Origin of the sequence: Sandaracinus amylolyticus, assembly GCF_021631985.1 — a bacterium.
In the GTDB taxonomy this organism is placed as follows: Bacteria; Myxococcota_A; Polyangia; order Polyangiales; family Sandaracinaceae; genus Sandaracinus; species Sandaracinus amylolyticus_A.
Genome location: NZ_CP070225.1, coordinates 9,232,838 through 9,249,229 on the forward strand (window position 1 = coordinate 9,232,838; position 16,392 = coordinate 9,249,229).

The 16,392-nt window shown below is 67.4% G+C and carries 23 protein-coding genes; all 23 read left to right on the plus strand.

The window, feature by feature from the left end; genetic code table 11:
• The first annotated feature begins 53 nt into the window (after nt 1-53).
• The 23 genes from I5071_RS39225 to rplF all read left to right on the plus strand — a co-directional run bounded on the left by I5071_RS39225 (nt 54) and on the right by rplF (nt 16,331).
• On the plus strand, nt 54-1,475 hold the full coding sequence (locus I5071_RS39225) for a hypothetical protein (protein WP_236518511.1): 1,422 nt from the start codon (nt 54-56) through the stop codon (nt 1,473-1,475).
• A gap of 136 nt (nt 1,476-1,611) precedes the next feature.
• Nucleotides 1,612-3,435: a serine/threonine-protein kinase gene (locus I5071_RS39230; RefSeq protein ID WP_236518512.1), complete on the plus strand. Its 1,824-nt coding sequence runs from the start codon at nt 1,612-1,614 to the stop codon at nt 3,433-3,435.
• Nucleotides 3,435-4,400 carry a tetratricopeptide repeat protein gene (locus I5071_RS39235; protein ID WP_236518513.1) on the plus strand — a complete coding sequence of 322 codons (966 nt, stop codon included), beginning with the start codon at nt 3,435-3,437 and terminating at the stop codon, nt 4,398-4,400. The genes I5071_RS39230 and I5071_RS39235 overlap by 1 nt, the downstream gene beginning before the upstream one ends.
• A 263-nt stretch (nt 4,401-4,663) precedes the next feature.
• Nucleotides 4,664-5,062 (plus strand): 30S ribosomal protein S12, encoded by a 399-nt coding sequence (gene rpsL / locus I5071_RS39240; RefSeq protein WP_053237594.1) that lies wholly within the window; start codon nt 4,664-4,666, stop codon nt 5,060-5,062.
• A gap of 17 nt (nt 5,063-5,079) precedes the next feature.
• Nucleotides 5,080-5,550: a 30S ribosomal protein S7 gene (rpsG, locus tag I5071_RS39245; protein ID WP_053237593.1), complete on the plus strand. Its 471-nt coding sequence runs from the start codon at nt 5,080-5,082 to the stop codon at nt 5,548-5,550.
• Nucleotides 5,551-5,844: 294 nt separating this feature from the next.
• A complete protein-coding gene (gene fusA / locus I5071_RS39250; RefSeq protein WP_236518514.1) occupies nt 5,845-7,965 on the plus strand; it encodes an elongation factor G in 2,121 nt (706 codons plus the stop codon).
• 50 nt (nt 7,966-8,015) lie between these two features.
• Nucleotides 8,016-9,206, plus strand: coding sequence for an elongation factor Tu (tuf, locus tag I5071_RS39255; protein ID WP_053232793.1), 1,191 nt, complete (start codon nt 8,016-8,018; stop codon nt 9,204-9,206).
• A gap of 54 nt (nt 9,207-9,260) precedes the next feature.
• The gene (gene rpsJ, locus I5071_RS39260; protein WP_053237591.1) at nt 9,261-9,572 is read left to right on the plus strand and encodes a 30S ribosomal protein S10; all 312 of its coding nucleotides are present in this window, start codon (nt 9,261-9,263) and stop codon (nt 9,570-9,572) included.
• A 14-nt stretch (nt 9,573-9,586) separates the two neighbouring features.
• Complete coding sequence (gene rplD / locus I5071_RS39265) at nt 9,587-10,216, plus strand: 50S ribosomal protein L4 (protein ID WP_236518515.1); 630 nt, start codon at nt 9,587-9,589, stop codon at nt 10,214-10,216.
• Between the two features lie 13 nt (nt 10,217-10,229).
• A complete protein-coding gene (locus I5071_RS39270; RefSeq protein WP_236518516.1) occupies nt 10,230-10,520 on the plus strand; it encodes a 50S ribosomal protein L23 in 291 nt (96 codons plus the stop codon).
• A 3-nt stretch (nt 10,521-10,523) separates the two neighbouring features.
• Nucleotides 10,524-11,351, plus strand: coding sequence for a 50S ribosomal protein L2 (gene rplB, locus I5071_RS39275; protein WP_236518517.1), 828 nt, complete (start codon nt 10,524-10,526; stop codon nt 11,349-11,351).
• Between the two features lie 26 nt (nt 11,352-11,377).
• Nucleotides 11,378-11,668 (plus strand): 30S ribosomal protein S19, encoded by a 291-nt coding sequence (rpsS, locus tag I5071_RS39280; RefSeq protein WP_236518518.1) that lies wholly within the window; start codon nt 11,378-11,380, stop codon nt 11,666-11,668.
• A 103-nt stretch (nt 11,669-11,771) separates the two neighbouring features.
• Nucleotides 11,772-12,116, plus strand: a complete 345-nt coding sequence (gene rplV / locus I5071_RS39285; RefSeq protein ID WP_053237586.1) for a 50S ribosomal protein L22 — start codon at nt 11,772-11,774, stop codon at nt 12,114-12,116.
• A gap of 8 nt (nt 12,117-12,124) precedes the next feature.
• Nucleotides 12,125-12,781, plus strand: coding sequence for a 30S ribosomal protein S3 (rpsC, locus tag I5071_RS39290; RefSeq protein WP_236518519.1), 657 nt, complete (start codon nt 12,125-12,127; stop codon nt 12,779-12,781).
• A gap of 33 nt (nt 12,782-12,814) precedes the next feature.
• Nucleotides 12,815-13,231 carry a 50S ribosomal protein L16 gene (gene rplP / locus I5071_RS39295; RefSeq protein WP_053237584.1) on the plus strand — a complete coding sequence of 139 codons (417 nt, stop codon included), beginning with the start codon at nt 12,815-12,817 and terminating at the stop codon, nt 13,229-13,231.
• Entirely contained in the window at nt 13,228-13,440 is a 213-nt protein-coding gene (gene rpmC / locus I5071_RS39300; protein ID WP_053237583.1) for a 50S ribosomal protein L29, read from the plus strand. The genes rplP and rpmC overlap by 4 nt, the downstream gene beginning before the upstream one ends.
• Before the next feature lie 5 nt (nt 13,441-13,445).
• Nucleotides 13,446-13,766 carry a 30S ribosomal protein S17 gene (rpsQ, locus tag I5071_RS39305; RefSeq protein ID WP_053239097.1) on the plus strand — a complete coding sequence of 107 codons (321 nt, stop codon included), beginning with the start codon at nt 13,446-13,448 and terminating at the stop codon, nt 13,764-13,766.
• A gap of 3 nt (nt 13,767-13,769) precedes the next feature.
• Complete coding sequence (gene rplN, locus I5071_RS39310; RefSeq protein ID WP_236518520.1) at nt 13,770-14,138, plus strand: 50S ribosomal protein L14; 369 nt, start codon at nt 13,770-13,772, stop codon at nt 14,136-14,138.
• Between the two features lie 5 nt (nt 14,139-14,143).
• Entirely contained in the window at nt 14,144-14,452 is a 309-nt protein-coding gene (rplX, locus tag I5071_RS39315; RefSeq protein ID WP_236607723.1) for a 50S ribosomal protein L24, read from the plus strand.
• A 100-nt stretch (nt 14,453-14,552) separates the two neighbouring features.
• Complete coding sequence (gene rplE / locus I5071_RS39320; RefSeq protein WP_268921186.1) at nt 14,553-15,107, plus strand: 50S ribosomal protein L5; 555 nt, start codon at nt 14,553-14,555, stop codon at nt 15,105-15,107.
• An 18-nt stretch (nt 15,108-15,125) separates the two neighbouring features.
• Entirely contained in the window at nt 15,126-15,311 is a 186-nt protein-coding gene (locus I5071_RS39325) for a type Z 30S ribosomal protein S14 (RefSeq protein WP_053237579.1), read from the plus strand.
• Nucleotides 15,312-15,330: 19 nt separating this feature from the next.
• Entirely contained in the window at nt 15,331-15,723 is a 393-nt protein-coding gene (gene rpsH / locus I5071_RS39330) for a 30S ribosomal protein S8 (RefSeq protein WP_236518521.1), read from the plus strand.
• Nucleotides 15,723-16,331 (plus strand): 50S ribosomal protein L6, encoded by a 609-nt coding sequence (rplF, locus tag I5071_RS39335; RefSeq protein WP_236518522.1) that lies wholly within the window; start codon nt 15,723-15,725, stop codon nt 16,329-16,331. The genes rpsH and rplF overlap by 1 nt, the downstream gene beginning before the upstream one ends.
• Nucleotides 16,332-16,392: the final 61 nt, after the last annotated feature.

Genomic DNA, 16,392 nt, shown 5'->3' on the forward strand with positions numbered 1-16,392 from the left:
CGCGCACGGCGGGCTCCTTGACTCGGGGCACTCACGAAGTAAAGGCGCGCACGATGCGTCGTCTCTTCGCTTGCGTCGCGCTGCTCGGCGCGCTGATCACGGGATGCGACGAGCCCTCGAGCGCGAAGGACATTCGCGTGCACGTCGTCGACGCGACCGCCGCGAACCCCGCGCTCGGATGCGGCCCGGGAACGCTGGAGCTCGTCGTCGATCAAGGCGGCGGCATGGCCGTCATCCCGGCGTCCGCCGCCGTCGATGCGAGCGGCAACTTCGACGTGCCCCTCGAGATCGCGACGTACACCGCGGTCACGCGCATCCAGGTGACGATGGACCTCGAGACGTGTCCCACGCTGCTCGGGGCCGTCCCGCCGTTCTGGTTGCCCTACGTGCCCTTCGTTCGTGTCGTGATGGGCGAGGAGATGAGCTGCGAGGATCTCGACGAGCCGCAGCTCACGACCGGTCGCACCGATCCCGCGCTGGTCGCGCTCGAGTCGAACCTCTTCATCGTCGGCGGCACCACGCGCGGCACATCGACCGATCGCCTCGTCCCGATCACCGCGCCGGTCCTCACTTACGCGGACGCGATCGTCGAGGACGACGAACGTCTGATGGTCCCGCGGCCCATGCAGGCCACGCGCGCATCGCGCCTCAGCGTCTCGCGCATCGTCTACGCGACCGCCGACTACGTCGCGCGCTTCGACACCAACGTCGACACTGGGCTCGATCCCCGCATCTTCGACGAGGCACACGAGGGCGCGGGCGGCGAGTCCGCGGTCGTCGATCTCGGCGCCGAAGGCGTCGTGATCGTCGGTGGCGTCGACGGCCGCGGCGATCCCGTCGACGGCATCTCGTGGATCGATCCCCTCGACGAGAGCGTCGACGTCACGCAGCTCGCGACGCCGCGCCGCAACCCCGTCGCCACCACCGTCGGCGGCGTGCTCGTCATCGCGGGAGGCCAGGCCGAGGGCGAGCCGCTCTTCGAGGTCGCGCGCCTCCGCAGCAACGGCGTCGCGCTCGAGGGCAGCCCCACCGAGGTGCGCGAGGGCGCGGTGCTCGTCGCGCCCCAGCGCCGCGTCGGCGTGCTCCTCGGCGGTCTCGCGGCCGACGGCACCACGGTGCGCGCCGACACGCTGGTCGTCACCGGCTGCCCCGACGCCTGCCGCGTCACCGCGGGCGAGCCCTGGGCCTCACCTCGCCTCCGCCCCGCGACCGCCGAGACCGTCGGCGGCGTGTGGCTGCTCGGTGGCGAAGCCGCCGACGGCACCGCCCAGGCCACCGTCGAGCTCGTGAAGCGCTTCGGCGATGGCGTCGTGATCGAGGCCTTGATCGACGGCCTGCCCACCCCGCGTGCCCGCGCCGGCGCGGCGCTCTTCGCCGACGGCATCGTCGCCATCATCGGCGGCGTCGACGACGAGGGCGAAGAGCTCCGCTCGATGGCGCTTTGTTGGCCCCGCGAGCTCGACCCCTTGAACTAACGAGCCCGTCCGGACGACCCAAGGGTCCGCCCGGTCCGAGTTGTCTCCACCGAGCGAGGCACCGTATCCTCCGCCAGACTTCTCGCTGTCCTGGCGGGCCCACTTAGATTCATCGTGTCTCGAGTGGCGCGCGCCCATGCTCCGGACGCTCGAAAAGTACGAAATCCTCGAGGAGATCGGCCACGGTGGGATGGCCACGGTCTTCCGCGCGCGCGATTCGAAGCTGGATCGCTTGGTCGCGCTGAAGGTCATGCACCCCCACCTGCGCGGCTCGAAGGAGGCGCGCGCCCGATTCCGCCGTGAGGCCCAGGGCGTCGCACGCCTGCGCCACCCCTGCGTCCTCGAGATCTACGACTACTCCGGTGAAGACTCCGAGGAGTCGTTCATCGCGACCGAGCTCCTCACCGGCCCGACGCTCCGCAAGTTCGCCGACGATCACCCGAGCATCCCCGCGGAGATCGCCGCGTGCTTCGCCATCGAGGTGTGCCGCGCGCTCTCGGCCGCGCACGAGAAGGGCATCGTCCACCGCGACGTGAAGCCCGAGAACATCCTGATCCACGAAGCGCGGTGCGTGAAGCTGACCGACTTCGGCATCGCCGACATGGTCGACTCGCACACGATGACCGCGACCGGCCAGATCCTCGGCTCGCCCGGTCACATGTCGCCCGAGCAGATCGAAGGCCGCGACTGCGACGCGCGCACCGACGTCTTCTCGCTCGGCACGGTCCTCTACTTCCTCGCGTGCGGGAAGCTGCCCTTCGTCGGTCGCAACCCGCACCAGGTCCTCAAGCGCATCGTCGACGGCGACTACGCCGACCCGCTGCGCGTGCAGCCGGCGATCGGCGGCAAGCTCCGCGCGATCATCGTGCGCGCGCTCGCCCACGATCCCGCGGCGCGCTACGCGACCGCGGCCGATCTCGAGCGCGATCTGCGCACCTTCGTCGCCGACATCGGCATCGACGATCCCGCGGCGACGCTCGCGTCGTACCTCACCGATCCCGACGCCACTGCGGCCGCGATCACGAAGCGCACGATCGTCGCGTGCACCGCGCTCGGCAAGAAGGCGCGCGACGCGGGTCACGTCCCCGCGGCCCTCGATCACTTCGGGCGCGTGCTCGCCCTCGACAACGGCAACGCGGAAGTCCTCGCGCTCGTCGAGAGCGTGGGCCGCGCGCGCCGTCGCACGCGCACCCTCGCGATCGCAGCGGCGTCGATCGGCGCGCTCGCGCTCGCGTCGCTCGGTGGCTGGATGATGATCGGCGACGAGGCCGCGCGCGCCGGCACGCTCGACGTGCCGATCACCGCGGCCGATCCCCGCGACGCAGGCTCGACCGCCATCACGACCATCGACGCCGCGACGACGAGCACGAGCGTGGTGGCGATCGAGCAGCCCGACGCCGCGACGACGATCGCCGCCGCCGAGCCCGACGCGGGACGGACGCGCATCGCCACGACGCCGCGCCGCAGCGACCCCGAGCCCACGCCCGAGGGGCCGCCTCGCCACGTCGTCTTCGCGTTCAATCCCGTCAGCGTCCGCATCGGCGTCGACGGCCGCACCCCCGAGCCCTACGGGCCGCGCTTCCAGAACATCGACCTCGCGCCCGGCCGCCATCACTTCGTCGTCGAGTCGATCGAGAGCTGCTGCGAGACCGCGAGCTTCGACGAGACGATCCCCGCGGGCGAGGGCAACTACCTGCTCCGCCGCACGCTCGAGAGCCGTCCCGCGCGGCTCTTCGTCTACACGAACGTCCCCGCGAGCGTCGTCGTCGGCGAAGACGTCGCGCGCGGTCGCGCCAACGGCCTCATCGCGGTCCCGATCACCGCCACGTCGCGCCGCGACGAGTTCGAGTACACCGTGACAGCCGAGGGGCACCGCGAGTATAGAGGGCGCGTGGCTCTCTCCGCGGGCACGGATCGCATCGAGCGCGTGACGCTGGAGGCCGAGGAGCCGCCGCGCTGATGCGCGCACGCGTCGAGGAACGCGCGGGCGCGCTCGTCCTCGGCGTGCTGCTCGTCGCGATGATCGCGGTGCTCGCTCCAGTGCGCGCGCGCGCGGGCGACATCGAGGACTTCGAGATCGCGCGCCAGGCCTACGAGCAGCGCGACTTCTCGCGCGCGGTCTTCTACTTCGAGCAGCTCGTCGGCGGCGACGTGCCGCGTCTCTCGAGCCCCGCGCTCGTCGCCGAGGCGCGCAAGTACCTCGGCGCCGCGTACGTGTTCGTCGGCCGCCGCGAGGCCGCGCGCGAGCAATTCGAGCGCCTCCTGCGCGAGCAGCCCACGTACGTGCTCGATCCGCTGCTCTTCCCGCTCGAGGTGCAGGAGCTCTTCGCATCGGTCCGCGACCGCCTCGAGCTCGAGCGCCGCGAGGCCGAGGCCCGCGCCGCCGTCGAGGCGCGCGCCGCGCGCGAGCGCGAGCGCGCAGAGCGCCTGCTCGCGTTCGCCGAAGAGGAGATCCGCCTCGAGCTCCCGAACTCGCGCTGGCTCGCCCTCGTCCCCTTCGGGGTCGGCCAATTCCAGAACGGCGACGACCCGCTCGGCTGGACCTTCCTGCTCTCCGAGACCGCGTTCGCCGGCGCCGCGATCGGCGCGCTGATCTGGCACCAAGAGCTCTCCGCGCAGGTCGCGCGCGCCCAGACCGTCGGCGACATCGACGCGGTGCAGGAGGGCAATCGCCTCCTCGAGATCGCGTTCGGCATCCACTGGGCCGGCCTCGGCGCGCTCGCGGCCTTCGCGATCGCCGGCATCGCCGAGGCGCAGATCCGCTTCGTCCCGACGCGTGTCGTCACCCAGCGCCGCCGCGCGCCCGAGGAGCTCCGCGAGGAGCTGGACACGGACAGAGACGCGATCCAGGAAGCCAATCCCACCGTCTCCGACCTCCACATCGGGTTGGGGATCGGCGGGCTCTCGCTCTCCTTCTCGTTCTGAAACGGCTGTCCGGGGATCGCGCGTGATCCGTTTTCGCGTGATGTTCCTTGACAGGCCGAGGGCCGCCGGTAAAGTTCCGGCCTCCCGCTGCCAGGGATGGCTCTTTGCGCCCGATTTTCGCGCGCAGGCACTCTCCAGCAGAGGTACTTCGAGCGCTCGTCGGCTCTCCTTCATGGAAGCGGACGCTGCACGCGGAGCCGAGTTCCCCGGTTCGCGGACCTGACCGCCGCGAAGAGTCTCCCCGACCGACCTTCCGAGTATCGATGCCGACCATCAATCAGCTCGTTCGTAAGGGACGCGAGAAGGTTCGCCACAAGACGGCGTCCCCCGCGCTCCAGGAGTGCCCGCAGAAGCGCGGCGTCTGCACCCGCGTGTACACGACCACGCCGAAGAAGCCGAACTCGGCGCTCCGCAAGGTCGCCCGCGTGCGCCTCTCGAACGGCATCGAGGTCACGACGTACATCCCGGGCGAGGGCCACAACCTGCAGGAGCACTCGGTCGTGCTCATCCGCGGTGGCCGCGTGAAGGATCTCCCCGGCGTGCGCTACCACGTCGTCCGCGGCGCGCTCGACGCGTCGGGCGCGTCGGGCCCGTCGAACACGAACAAGGCGATCCGCACCCAGGGTCGCTCGAAGTACGGCGTCAAGCGCGCCAAGAAGTGAGCAGGTAGGAGCCCACCATGCCGCGCCGCCGCGAAGTCCCCAAGCGCAAGATCCTCCCCGATCCGAAGTTCCACGATCGGATGATCGCCAAGTTCTGCAACGTCGTCATGAAGGACGGCAAGAAGAGCACGGCCGAGCACATCGTGTACGGCGCGCTCGACGTGATCGGCAATCGCTACAAGGAGGACCCGATCGAGGTCTTCCGCAAGGCGATCGACACGGTGAAGCCGAAGGTAGAGGTCAAGAGCCGCCGTGTCGGTGGCGCGACCTACCAGGTTCCCGTCGAGGTCCGCCCGGAGCGCCGCGTCGCGCTCGCGATGCGCTGGCTCGTCGACTACGCCCGCGATCGCGGCGAGAAGACGATGGTCGAGCGCCTCGCGGCGGAGCTGAAGGAAGCGTCCGAGGGCCGTGGCAACGCGGTCAAGAAGCGCGAGGACGTGCACAAGATGGCCGACGCCAACAAGGCGTTCGCCCACTACCGCTGGTGAGATCACGCAGCGCGGGAGTCTCGACTCCCGCGCTGATTCCGTTCATACGGACGGCCCTTCCTTCGATCCTGATTGCAGGAGTCGATTCGAGACGATGACGACCGCCACATAGGCCAGTGAGCCGCTGACAAAGACTGTCTCTGAGCAGACAGCAAGCGCGCTGACTGGAACCCTCTCTGGAAAAGGGTGCTCCGAGGGAGAGCACGAAAGGCCAGAGGGGGTTTTCGTCTATCCAGGCCTCGATACCGATTCGAATCCCACTCCCGACGAAACACCCCGCCTCGGAGAACGACCGTGCCCCGCGAGTACCCGCTCGAGAGAACGCGCAACATCGGCATCATGGCGCACATCGATGCCGGCAAGACCACGACGACCGAGCGCATCCTCTTCTACACGGGCGTCAACTACAAGATCGGCGAAGTCCACGACGGCGCTGCAACCATGGACTACATGGAGCAGGAGCAGGAGCGTGGAATCACGATCACCTCCGCGGCGACGACCTGCTTCTGGCGGCCCGAGCTGGGCCTCTTCAACGGTCAGCAGTTCCGCGTCAACATCATCGACACCCCCGGGCACGTCGACTTCACGATCGAAGTCGAGCGCTCGCTGCGCGTGCTCGATGGCGCGGTGACGGTGTTCGACGGCGTCGCCGGCGTCGAGCCGCAGTCCGAGACGGTGTGGCGTCAGGCCGACCGTTGGCGTGTTCCGCGCATCTGCTTCATCAACAAGATGGACCGCGCGGGCGCGAACTTCGACCGCTCGTTCCTGTCGATCAAGGAGCGCCTCGGCGCGAACGCGATCGCGGTGCAGCTGCCCCTCGGCACCGAGGAGAACCACCGCGGCATCCTCGACATCGTCCGCATGAAGGCGTTCGTCTTCCACGACGACGCGAAGGGCTCGAAGTACGACGTCGTCGAGATCCCGGCGGAGTACCAGGAGCAGGCGAACAAGACGCGCGAGCGTCTGCTCGAGGCGGTCGCCGAGCTCGATGACAAGCTCATGGAGCGCTACCTCGAGGGCGACACGAGCTTCACGGTCGACGAGATCCTCGGTGCGCTCCGCACTGGCACCCTCGCGTTCAAGTGCGTGCCCGTCATCTGCGGGTCGGCCTTCAAGAACAAGGGCGTCCAGCTCCTCCTCAACGCGGTCGTCGACTTCCTCCCGTCGCCCCTCGACATCCCGCCCGTGCAGGGCGAGGACGTCGACGATCCGGAGAAGAAGCTCAACCGCAAGGCCGACGACAACGAGCCCTTCGCCGGTCTCGCGTTCAAGATCATCAACGATCCCTTCGTCGGTCAGCTGACCTTCATCCGCGTCTACTCGGGCACGCTCGAGACCGGCACCTCGGTGCTCAACAGCACCAAGGGCAAGCGCGAGCGCGTCGGCCGTCTCCTCCGCATGCACGCGAACAAGCGCGAGGAGATCAAGGACATCCAGGCGGGCAACATCTGCGCGGCCGTCGGCCTCAAGGACGTCCGCACGGGTGACACGCTCTGCGACGAGAAGCACCCGATCATCCTCGAGCGCATGGTCTTCCCGGAGCCCGTGATCTCGCAGGCGATCGAGCCGAAGACGAAGGCCGATCAGACCAAGCTCGGCGAGGCGCTCGGCAAGCTGATCGCGGAGGACCCGTCGTTCCGCGCGTTCACCGACCCGGAGACCGGCCAGACGATCATCGCCGGCCAGGGCGAGCTGCACCTCGAGATCATGGTCGACCGCCTGAAGCGCGAGCACAAGGTGGAGTGCAACGTCGGCGCTCCCGAGGTCGCGTACCGCGAGTCGATCACGAAGCCGGTCAAGAAGATCGAGGGCAAGTACGTCAAGCAGTCGGGTGGTCGTGGTCAGTACGGCCACGTCTACATCGATCTCGAGCCGGGCGCGCCGGGCAGCGGCTTCGTGTTCGAGAACGGGATCGTCGGCGGCGTGGTGCCGAAGGAGTTCATCCCGCCGGTCGAGAAGGGCATCCGTGACGCGATGACGCGTGGCGTGCTCGCCGGCTACCCGGTGATCGACGTCAAGGCGCGCCTCGTCGACGGCAGCTATCACGACGTCGACTCGAACGCGAACGCGTTCGAGATCGCCGGCTCGATGGCGTTCCAGGAAGCCGCGAAGCGCTCGGGCCTCAACCTCCTCGAGCCGATGATGGCAGTCGAGGTGGTCTGTCCCGAGGACTTCATGGGCGACGTCATCGGCGACCTCAACTCGCGCCGTGGCCAGGTCAAGAACATGGACCAGCGCGGCAACATGAAGGTCGTCACTGCCGACGTGCCGCTCGCGAACATGTTCGGTTACTCGACGGATCTGCGCAGCAAGACGCAGGGTCGCGCGAGCTACACGATGACCTTCGCGCACTACGCCGCGGTCCCGAACAACGTCGCGGATCAGATCATCTCGAAGGTCAAGGGCAAGGGCTGATCGCCGCCCTGAAGACTCCCGCCGATATCGAAGACTAGAGGACACGAGTCATGGCCAAGGAAAAGTTCGTCCGGACCAAGCCGCACGTCAACGTCGGCACGATCGGTCACATCGATCACGGCAAGACCACGACGACCGCGGCGATCACGAAGGTCGCGGCGAAGAAGTTCGGCGGCAAGGAGATCTCGTACTCCGACATCGCCAAGGGCGGCACCGTCCGCGACGACTCGAAGATCGTCACGATCGCGGTCTCGCACGTCGAGTACGAGTCGGAGAAGCGCCACTACGCGCACGTCGACTGCCCCGGTCACGCCGACTACATCAAGAACATGATCACCGGCGCCGCCCAGATGGACGGCGCGATCCTGGTGGTCAGCGCGCTCGACGGCCCGATGCCGCAGACGAAGGAGCACGTGCTCCTCGCGGGTCAGGTCGGCGTGCCGAAGATCGTCGTCTGGCTCAACAAGGTCGACGCGGTCGAGGACCCGGACCTGCTCGAGCTCGTCGAGATGGAGGTCCGCGACCTCCTCAACAAGTACAAGTTCGACGGCGACAACGCGCCGGTCGTCCGCGGCTCGGCCCTCAAGGCCATGCAGGGCGATCCCGAGGGCGAGCAGACCGTCATCAACCTGCTCAACGCGCTCGACGCGTGGATCCCCGAGCCGGTTCGCGACACCGACAAGCCGTTCCTGATGGCGATCGAGGACGTGTTCTCGATCAAGGGCCGCGGCACGGTCGTCACGGGCCGCATCGAGCGCGGTGTGATCAAGGTCGGCGAGGAAGTCGAGATCCTCGGCTTCCGCGACACCCGCAAGACCACGGTCACCGGCGTCGAGATGTTCCGCAAGCTGCTCGATCAGGGCCAGGCCGGTGACAACGTCGGCTGCCTCCTGCGCGGCATCGAGAAGGACGACGTCGAGCGCGGCCAGGTGCTCGCGAAGCCCGGCTCGGTGAAGACGCACAAGAAGTTCAACGCCGAGGTCTACGTCCTGAAGAAGGAGGAGGGCGGCCGTCACAAGCCGTTCTTCACCAACTACCGCCCGCAGTTCTACATGCGGACGACGGACGTGACCGGCACGATCCACCTCGCCGAGGACGTGAAGATGGTCATGCCGGGCGACAACGTCTCGATGACCGTCGAGCTCATCACGTCGGTCGCGCTCGAGGAGCAGCAGCGCTTCGCGATCCGCGAGGGCGGCCGCACCGTCGGCGCCGGCGTCATCACGAAGATCATCGAGTGATCGAGTCGAGACTCTGAATCTGACTCGAACGCTGGACTCGGAAGGATAGAACTCATGGCTGCTGCCACGAAGATCCGGATTCGCCTCAAGGCGTACGACCACCGCCTGCTCGACCAGAGCGCGTCGGAGATCGTCGACACCGCGAAGCGGACCGGCGCGCGCGTCGCGGGACCGATCCCGCTGCCCACCCGCATCTCGAAGTTCACGGTTCTCCGTGGCCCCCACGTCGACAAGAAGTCGCGTGAGCAGTTCGAGATCCGCACTCACAAGCGCCTTCTCGACATCCTCGAGCCGAACCAGCAGACGCTCGAGGCCCTCATGAAGCTCGATCTCTCGGCGGGTGTCGAGGTCGAGATCAAGAGCTGAGCGCGGGGAAGTCCATGGCAAAGATTCCGGTCTACAACCTGCGCCGCGAGAGCGTGGGCGAGCTCGAGCTGTCGGACGAAGTGTTCGGCCGCGACGTCAACGAAGCGCTTCTCTACGAAGTCGTGAAGGCGCAGCTCGCGAGCAAGCGCTCGGGCACGCACAAGACGAAGAACCGCGCCGAGGTCTCGGGCAGCACGAAGAAGATCTACCGCCAGAAGGGCACGGGCTCGGCGCGTCACGGCGACCGCAATGCCCCGAACTTCGTCGGTGGTGGCCAGGTCCACGGCCCCGTGCCGCGCGACTACTCGTACCGTCCGAACCGCAAGCAGCGCATCGGCGCGCTCGCGAGCGCGCTCTCGATGAAGCTCAAGGAAGGCCGCCTCACGGTGGTGGACACCTTCGAGCTCGCCGAGATCAAGACGAAGGCGCTCGCGGGCGTCCTCTCGACGCTCAAGGTCGGCAAGAGCTCGCTGATCGTCGACGCCAAGGGCAACGACAATCTCCAGCTCTCGGCGCGCAATCTCGAGACGCACCAGTATCTTCCGCCCGAGGGCGTCAACGTGTACGACCTGCTCCGTCACGAGCACGTCGTGCTGACCAAGAGCGCGGCGCAGGCCCTCGAGGCCCGCTGCAAGAGCGCGTGAGAGGCCGACTGCAATGCTTCCCGAGCACGTCATCAAGCGCCCGCTGATCCTGACCGAGAAGGGCAACGCTCTGCGTGAGACGCAGAACAAGTACCTCTTCGAGGTCTCGCGCGACGCGAACAAGATCGAGATCAAGAACGCGGTCGAGACGCTCTTCAACGTCGCAGTCGTCGACGTGCAGACGATGATCGTCCGCGGTCGCATGCGCCGCATGGGGCGCGGTCACGCGAAGACGCAGAACTGGAAGAAGGCGATCGTGCAGGTCCGTGAGGGCGAGACGATCGACCTCGGTGAAGGGACCTGACCCATGGCGATCCGCAAGTTCAAGCCGACGTCGGCGGGACGGCGCCACTTCGAGGTGCCGGACTTCTCGGTCCTCACCAAGGGCGCGGCGGTCGAGCGCAAGCTGACCGAGGCGCAGTACTCGAAGGCGGGCCGCAACAACAGTGGCCGCATCACCTCGCGATTCCGCGGCGGTGGCCACAAGCGCCGCTATCGCGTCATCGACTTCAAGCGCAACAAGATCGGCGTGCCCGCGAAGGTGCACTCGATCCAGTACGATCCGAATCGCTCGGCGCGCGTCGCGCTCCTGCACTACGTCGACGGCGAGAAGGCGTACATCCTCGCGCCGGACGGCCTGAAGCAGGGCGACACCGTCGTCTCGAGCAAGAACGCGGACATCACGCCGGGCAACGCGCTTCGTCTGCGCTTCATCCCGGTGGGCACGATGGTCCACAACATCGAGCTCAAGATCGGCAAGGGCGGTCAGCTCGTCCGCTCGGCCGGCGCTGCCGCGCAGCTGATGGCGAAGGACGGCGAGTACGCGCAGGTTCGTCTGCCCAGCGGCGAGGTCCGCATGGTGCACCTGAACTGCCGCGCGACCGTCGGTCAGGTCTCGAACCTGCAGCACGCACGCGTCTCGCACGGCAAGGCGGGCCGCACGCGCTGGCTCGGTCGCCGTCCGCACAACCGCGGTGTCGCGATGAACCCGGTCGATCACCCGATGGGTGGTGGTGAGGGCCGCACGTCCGGTGGTCGTCACCCCTGCTCGCCGTGGGGCCAGCTCGCGAAGGGCCTGAAGACCCGCACGAACAAGACGAGCGACAAGTTCATCGTCAAGCGCCGCGACAAGTGAGCGGTCGGTAGGAATCGGAGACTCGAATGGCACGCTCGCTCAAGAAGGGCCCCTTCGTCGACGCCCCGCTCGCCGCCAAGGTCGAGACGTCGGCTCGCAACAACGATCGCCGCGTCATCAAGACGTGGTCGCGTCGTTCGACGATCACCCCCGACTTCGTCGGTCTGAGCTTCAACGTCCACAACGGACGCAAGTTCATCACGGTGTTCGTCACCGAGAACATGGTCGGTCACAAGCTCGGCGAGTTCGCGCCCACGCGCACGTTCGGCGGGCACGCGGCGGATCGCAAGGCGAAGGCGCCGGCCGGCAAGAAGTGATCAAGAACGGCTCGACGGATGGGGGGCGCTGTGTTAGATCCGGCGCCCTTTTTCCCGAGCCCAGCATTTCCTAGCAGAAGCACTGCGTAGGCAGAGAGAGACAATGGAAGCCATCGCGAAGGCTCGGAACCAGCGTATCGCCGTCCGTAAGGCGCGCGTGATCGCGAACCTGATCCGTGGACGCAACGCCGCCGAGGCGCTCGAGATGCTGCGCTTCACCAAGAAGGCGGCCGCGCCGATCGTGGCGAAGCTCCTCGACAGCGCGATCTCGAACGCGCGTCAGAAGGACCAGAACGTCGATCTCGACAACCTCGTCGTGAAGACGGTCTTCGCGGACAAGGCGCCCGATCGCTTCATGCGCCGCTGGCGTCCGCGCGCCCAGGGCCGCGCGACCCGCATCACCAAGGGCATGAGCCACATCACGCTCGTCGTCTCGGACGAAGGCTGAGGTTTCACGTGGGTCAGAAGACGCATCCGTACGGGTTCCGCCTCGGAGTGATCCGAACCTGGAACTCCAAGTGGTACGAGGACAAGAACTACTCGAAGTGGCTCCACGAGGACCTCGCCCTTCGTGAGCACGTTCGCGAGAACTACGCGCACGCGGGCATCGCCGCGATCGAGATCGAGCGCGCCGCGAACAAGGTGAAGGTCGTCATCTCGACCTCGCGCCCCGGCATCATCATCGGCAAGCGCGGTGCGGGCGTCGAGCAGCTGCGTGGCGAGCTCCAGAAGCTCACCGGCAACGAGCTCTTCGTCGACATCACCGAGGTCCGCAAGGCCGAGACGAACGCGCAGCTCGTCGCCGAGAACATCGCGACGCAGCTCGAGCGCCGTGTGGCGTTCCGCCGCGCGATGAAGAAGGCGCTCCAGACCGCGATGAAGTTCGGCGTGAAGGGCATCCGCATCTACGCCGGCGGCCGCCTCGGTGGCGCCGAGATCGCGCGCTCGGAGCGCTACCGCGAGGGCCGCGTGCCGCTCCACACGCTCCGCGCCGACATCGAGTTCGGCGTGGCGACGGCGAAGACGACGTACGGCACGATCGGCGTCAAGGTCTGGATCTTCAAGGGCGAGGTGCTCCCGCAGCGCCGTCGCCGCCAGCCCGTCGCCGGCTGATCGCCGCGACCGAGCAGAAGAGCGAGCACTCCCATGCTGCAGCCCAAGCGCACCAAGTTCCGCAAGTCGCACACCGGCAATCTCCGTGGCGTCGCCCAGCGCGGCAGCTCGGTCTCGTTCGGTGATTTCGGCCTCCAGGCCCTCGAGAGCGGGCACATCACCTCGCGTCAGATCGAGGCCGCTCGTATGGCCATCCAGCGCCACGCGAAGCGCGCTGGCAAGCTCTACATCCGCATCTTCCCCGACCAGCCCTTCACGAAGAAGCCGCTCGAGACCCGAATGGGTACCGGCAAGGGCGCAGTCGAGGGTTGGCGCGCGCAGATCCTCCCCGGCCGCATCCTCTACGAGATGGAGGGCGTCGAAGAGTCGGTCGCGCGCGAGGCGTTCCGTCTGGCCGGGCACAAGCTGCCGGTCGCCACCCGCTTCGTGATGAGGAGTCAGCAGCTGTGACGAAGCCTTCCGAGCTCCGTGACAAGACCGACGACGAGCTCAAGGAGCTCGAGAAGTCGATGACGCGCGAACTGTGGCAGTCGCGCTTCTCGAACTACTCGAACCAGCTCGACGACACCGACAAGATCCGCCGTCTCCGTCGCGACATCGCTCGCGTGAAGACGCTGATGACCGAGCGCGCGACGAAGGCCGCCGGCGAGAACGGGTGAGCGAGATGAGCGACGCGACGCAGGCCAAGGGGCCGACGCCGAAGAACGACGAGGAGCGCGGGAACAAGCGCCACCTGGTCGGCCGTGTGATCAGCGACACCGCGAGCGCGGGCCGCGCGAAGAAGACCGTGACGGTCGAGGTGGTCCGCCGCCTTCGCGACCCGATCTACGGCAAGTACATCAAGCGCCGCAAGCGCTACCACGCGCACGACGAGACCGAGCAGTTCCGCACGAACGATCTCATCGAGATCCGTGAGAGCCGCCCGCTCTCGGCCACGAAGCGCTGGGTCGCCGTGCGCCTCGTCGATCGCCCCGAGGAGGTCTGAGCCATGATCCAGCAGCAGACCGAGCTCGACGTCGCCGACAACAGCGGCGCGAAGCGCGTGGAGTGCATCAAGGTCCTCGGCGGCTCGCGTCGTCGCTGGGCCGGCCTCGGCGACCTGATCGTCGTCGCAGTGAAGGAAGCGCTCCCCACGGCGAAGGTGAAGAAGGGTGACGTGGCGAAGGCCGTCGTCGTCCGCACCCGCCGCGAGTACCAGCGCGCCGACGGCAGCTACATCAAGTTCGACCAGAACAGCGCGGTGCTGCTCAATGCGCAGCTCGAGCCGATCGGCACGCGCATCTTCGGGCCGGTGGCGCGCGAGCTCCGTGGCAAGAAGTTCATGAAGATCATCAGCCTCGCGCCCGAGGTGGTGTGATGGGTATCCGCGTCAAGAAGGACGACCAGGTCGTCGTCATCGCCGGCAAGGACAAGGGCACGAAGGGCCGCGTCCTGCGCGTCATCCGCGAGGAGGATCGCGTGATCGTCGAGGGCGTGAACCGCGTGAAGCGGCACACCAAGCCCACGCCGAAGAACCCGTCGGGCGGCATCATCGAGAAGGAAGCCGCGATCCACATCTCGAACGTGATGCTCGTCGACGCGAAGACGGACAAGCCCACGCGCGTCCGCTTCGCCGAGAAGGATGGCAAGAAGGTCCGCGTTGCCGTGAAGAGCGGCGCGAACATCGACTGAGCTTCTCTGCTGCTGGAGCAGCAGAGTCAGATATCGAGTGGAGACTCGACATCGAGCGCGCGAACAGGAGCGCTCGAAGGTCGGGTGAGGTGAATCGGAAATGGCGGAACAGCAGCTCGCGCGTCTCGAGAAGGCCTACCGGGAGAACGTCGTCCCGGCGCTCATGAAGGAACTCCAGCTCGGGAACATCATGGAGGTTCCCCGGCTGCAGAAGATCGTGGTCAACATGGGTCTGGGCGAAGCAACCCAGAACCAGAAGATCATCGAGTCGGCTGTCGAGGAGCTCGGCACGATCACCGGTCAGAAGCCGGTCGTGACCCGCGCGAAGAAGTCGATCGCGAGCTTCAAGCTGCGCGAGAACGCCCCGATCGGTGCGATGGTCACCCTGCGCAAGCAGCGCATGTGGGAGTTCCTCGACCGGCTCGTGAACCTCGGTCTCCCGCGCGTGCGCGACTTCAAGGGCGTGAGCCCGAAGGCGTTCGACGGCCGCGGGAACTACACGCTGGGCGTGCGCGAGCAGATCATCTTCCCCGAGATCGACTACGACAAGATCGAGAAGATCAAGGGCATGAACGTCACCTTCGTGACGACCGCCCGCACCGACGAACAGGGACGCGCGCTCCTTCGCGAGCTCGGGATGCCCTTCCGCAAGTAAGTCCTGAGGAGATCGAGAATGGCAAGCGCCCGCGCGTTCGCGAAGATGGAGAAGACGCCCAAGTTCCAGGTGCGTTACCGCAACCGCTGCAAGGTGTGCGGTCGCCCCCGGGCGGTCTATCGCAAGTTCGAGCTCTGCCGCGTCTGCCTGCGGAAGTACGCCCTCGCGGGCGACATCCCGGGCGTGACGAAGAGCTCGTGGTGATCAGGGGAGTAGCGTCGTCATGATGACCGATCCGATCGCCGACATGCTCGCTCGCATCCGCAACGCGTCGCTCGCGCGGCACGAGCGGACCGACGTGCCGCTGTCGCAGCTCAAGGTGCACGTCGCGGAGATCCTCCGTGACGAAGGGTTCGTGCTGGGCTTCTCGGTGGACGAGGGCGCGCGCACGATCTCGATCCAGCTCAAGTACCACGGCCGTGATCGTCACAGCGCGATCGCCGGCATCCGCCGGGCGTCGCGCCCGGGCCGCCGTGTGTACGTCGGACACGACGAGATCCCGAAGGTCCAGAACGGGACCGGGGTCGCGATCCTGTCGACGTCGCAGGGCGTGATGACCGACCGCTCGGCGCGCGAGAAGCGCGTGGGCGGCGAGATCCTCTGCGAGGTGTGGTGATGGCGACGGCGGAGCAGGAGACCGTTCGCGTCTCGCGCGTCGGCAAGCGCCCGGTGGAGCTTCCCGCCGGCGTCCAGATCGACGTCAAGGGCGGCAAGCTGGTCGCGAAGGGCCCGAAGGGCTCGATGGAGCGCGAGCTCCCGGCGGTGGTCGACGTGAAGAAGGAGGGCAACACCCTCGTCCTCGCGCCGCGCTCGTCGGGTGACACGACCGCGTTCGCCCAGTACCAGGGCCTCACGCGCGCGCTGATCAAGAACATCGTCGAGGGCGTGAGCAAGGGCTACACGCGCTCGCTCGACCTGATCGGCACCGGCTACAAGGCCGAAGTGAAGGGCCAGGATCTGACCCTGAACCTCGGGCTCTCGCACCCGGTGTTCTTCCGCCTTCCCGACGGGATCAAGGCGAAGGTCGAAGTGCTCGACGTCGGCGGCACCAAGAAGCCCCGCCTGCACCTCGAGTCGCACGACAAGGAGCTGCTCGGTCAGACCGCCGCGCGCATCCGCTCGTTCCGTCCGCCGGAGCCCTACAAGGGCAAGGGCGTGCGGTACGTCGACGAGAAGGTGCGTGAGAAGGCCGGTAAGGCTGGCGGTAAGGGCGGCAAGAAGTGATCTGAACGCGTGACGGAGGGGGCGTACTCAGCCGCCCCCCGCGGAGTCACAAAAGGAATCG

What these genes read in the sequence shown, in the direction of transcription:
- I5071_RS39270 (WP_236518516.1), top strand. Translation starts at nt 10,230, where the DNA reads ATGCTTCCCGAGCACGTCATCAAGCGCCCGCTGATCCTGACCGAGAAG.
- rpsG (WP_053237593.1), top strand. Translation starts at nt 5,080, where the DNA reads ATGCCGCGCCGCCGCGAAGTCCCCAAGCGCAAGATCCTCCCCGATCCG.
- rplP (WP_053237584.1), top strand. Translation starts at nt 12,815, where the DNA reads ATGCTGCAGCCCAAGCGCACCAAGTTCCGCAAGTCGCACACCGGCAAT.
- rplD (WP_236518515.1), top strand. Translation starts at nt 9,587, where the DNA reads ATGGCAAAGATTCCGGTCTACAACCTGCGCCGCGAGAGCGTGGGCGAG.
- rpsS (WP_236518518.1), top strand. Translation starts at nt 11,378, where the DNA reads ATGGCACGCTCGCTCAAGAAGGGCCCCTTCGTCGACGCCCCGCTCGCC.
- rpsL (WP_053237594.1), top strand. Translation starts at nt 4,664, where the DNA reads ATGCCGACCATCAATCAGCTCGTTCGTAAGGGACGCGAGAAGGTTCGC.
- I5071_RS39325 (WP_053237579.1), top strand. Translation starts at nt 15,126, where the DNA reads ATGGCAAGCGCCCGCGCGTTCGCGAAGATGGAGAAGACGCCCAAGTTC.
- rplN (WP_236518520.1), top strand. Translation starts at nt 13,770, where the DNA reads ATGATCCAGCAGCAGACCGAGCTCGACGTCGCCGACAACAGCGGCGCG.
- rplV (WP_053237586.1), top strand. Translation starts at nt 11,772, where the DNA reads ATGGAAGCCATCGCGAAGGCTCGGAACCAGCGTATCGCCGTCCGTAAG.
- I5071_RS39225 (WP_236518511.1), top strand. Translation starts at nt 54, where the DNA reads ATGCGTCGTCTCTTCGCTTGCGTCGCGCTGCTCGGCGCGCTGATCACG.
- rplF (WP_236518522.1), top strand. Translation starts at nt 15,723, where the DNA reads ATGGCGACGGCGGAGCAGGAGACCGTTCGCGTCTCGCGCGTCGGCAAG.
- rplB (WP_236518517.1), top strand. Translation starts at nt 10,524, where the DNA reads ATGGCGATCCGCAAGTTCAAGCCGACGTCGGCGGGACGGCGCCACTTC.
- tuf (WP_053232793.1), top strand. Translation starts at nt 8,016, where the DNA reads ATGGCCAAGGAAAAGTTCGTCCGGACCAAGCCGCACGTCAACGTCGGC.
- I5071_RS39235 (WP_236518513.1), top strand. Translation starts at nt 3,435, where the DNA reads ATGCGCGCACGCGTCGAGGAACGCGCGGGCGCGCTCGTCCTCGGCGTG.
- rpsH (WP_236518521.1), top strand. Translation starts at nt 15,331, where the DNA reads ATGATGACCGATCCGATCGCCGACATGCTCGCTCGCATCCGCAACGCG.
- rplE (WP_268921186.1), top strand. Translation starts at nt 14,553, where the DNA reads ATGGCGGAACAGCAGCTCGCGCGTCTCGAGAAGGCCTACCGGGAGAAC.
- rpsJ (WP_053237591.1), top strand. Translation starts at nt 9,261, where the DNA reads ATGGCTGCTGCCACGAAGATCCGGATTCGCCTCAAGGCGTACGACCAC.
- I5071_RS39230 (WP_236518512.1), top strand. Translation starts at nt 1,612, where the DNA reads ATGCTCCGGACGCTCGAAAAGTACGAAATCCTCGAGGAGATCGGCCAC.
- rpsQ (WP_053239097.1), top strand. Translation starts at nt 13,446, where the DNA reads ATGAGCGACGCGACGCAGGCCAAGGGGCCGACGCCGAAGAACGACGAG.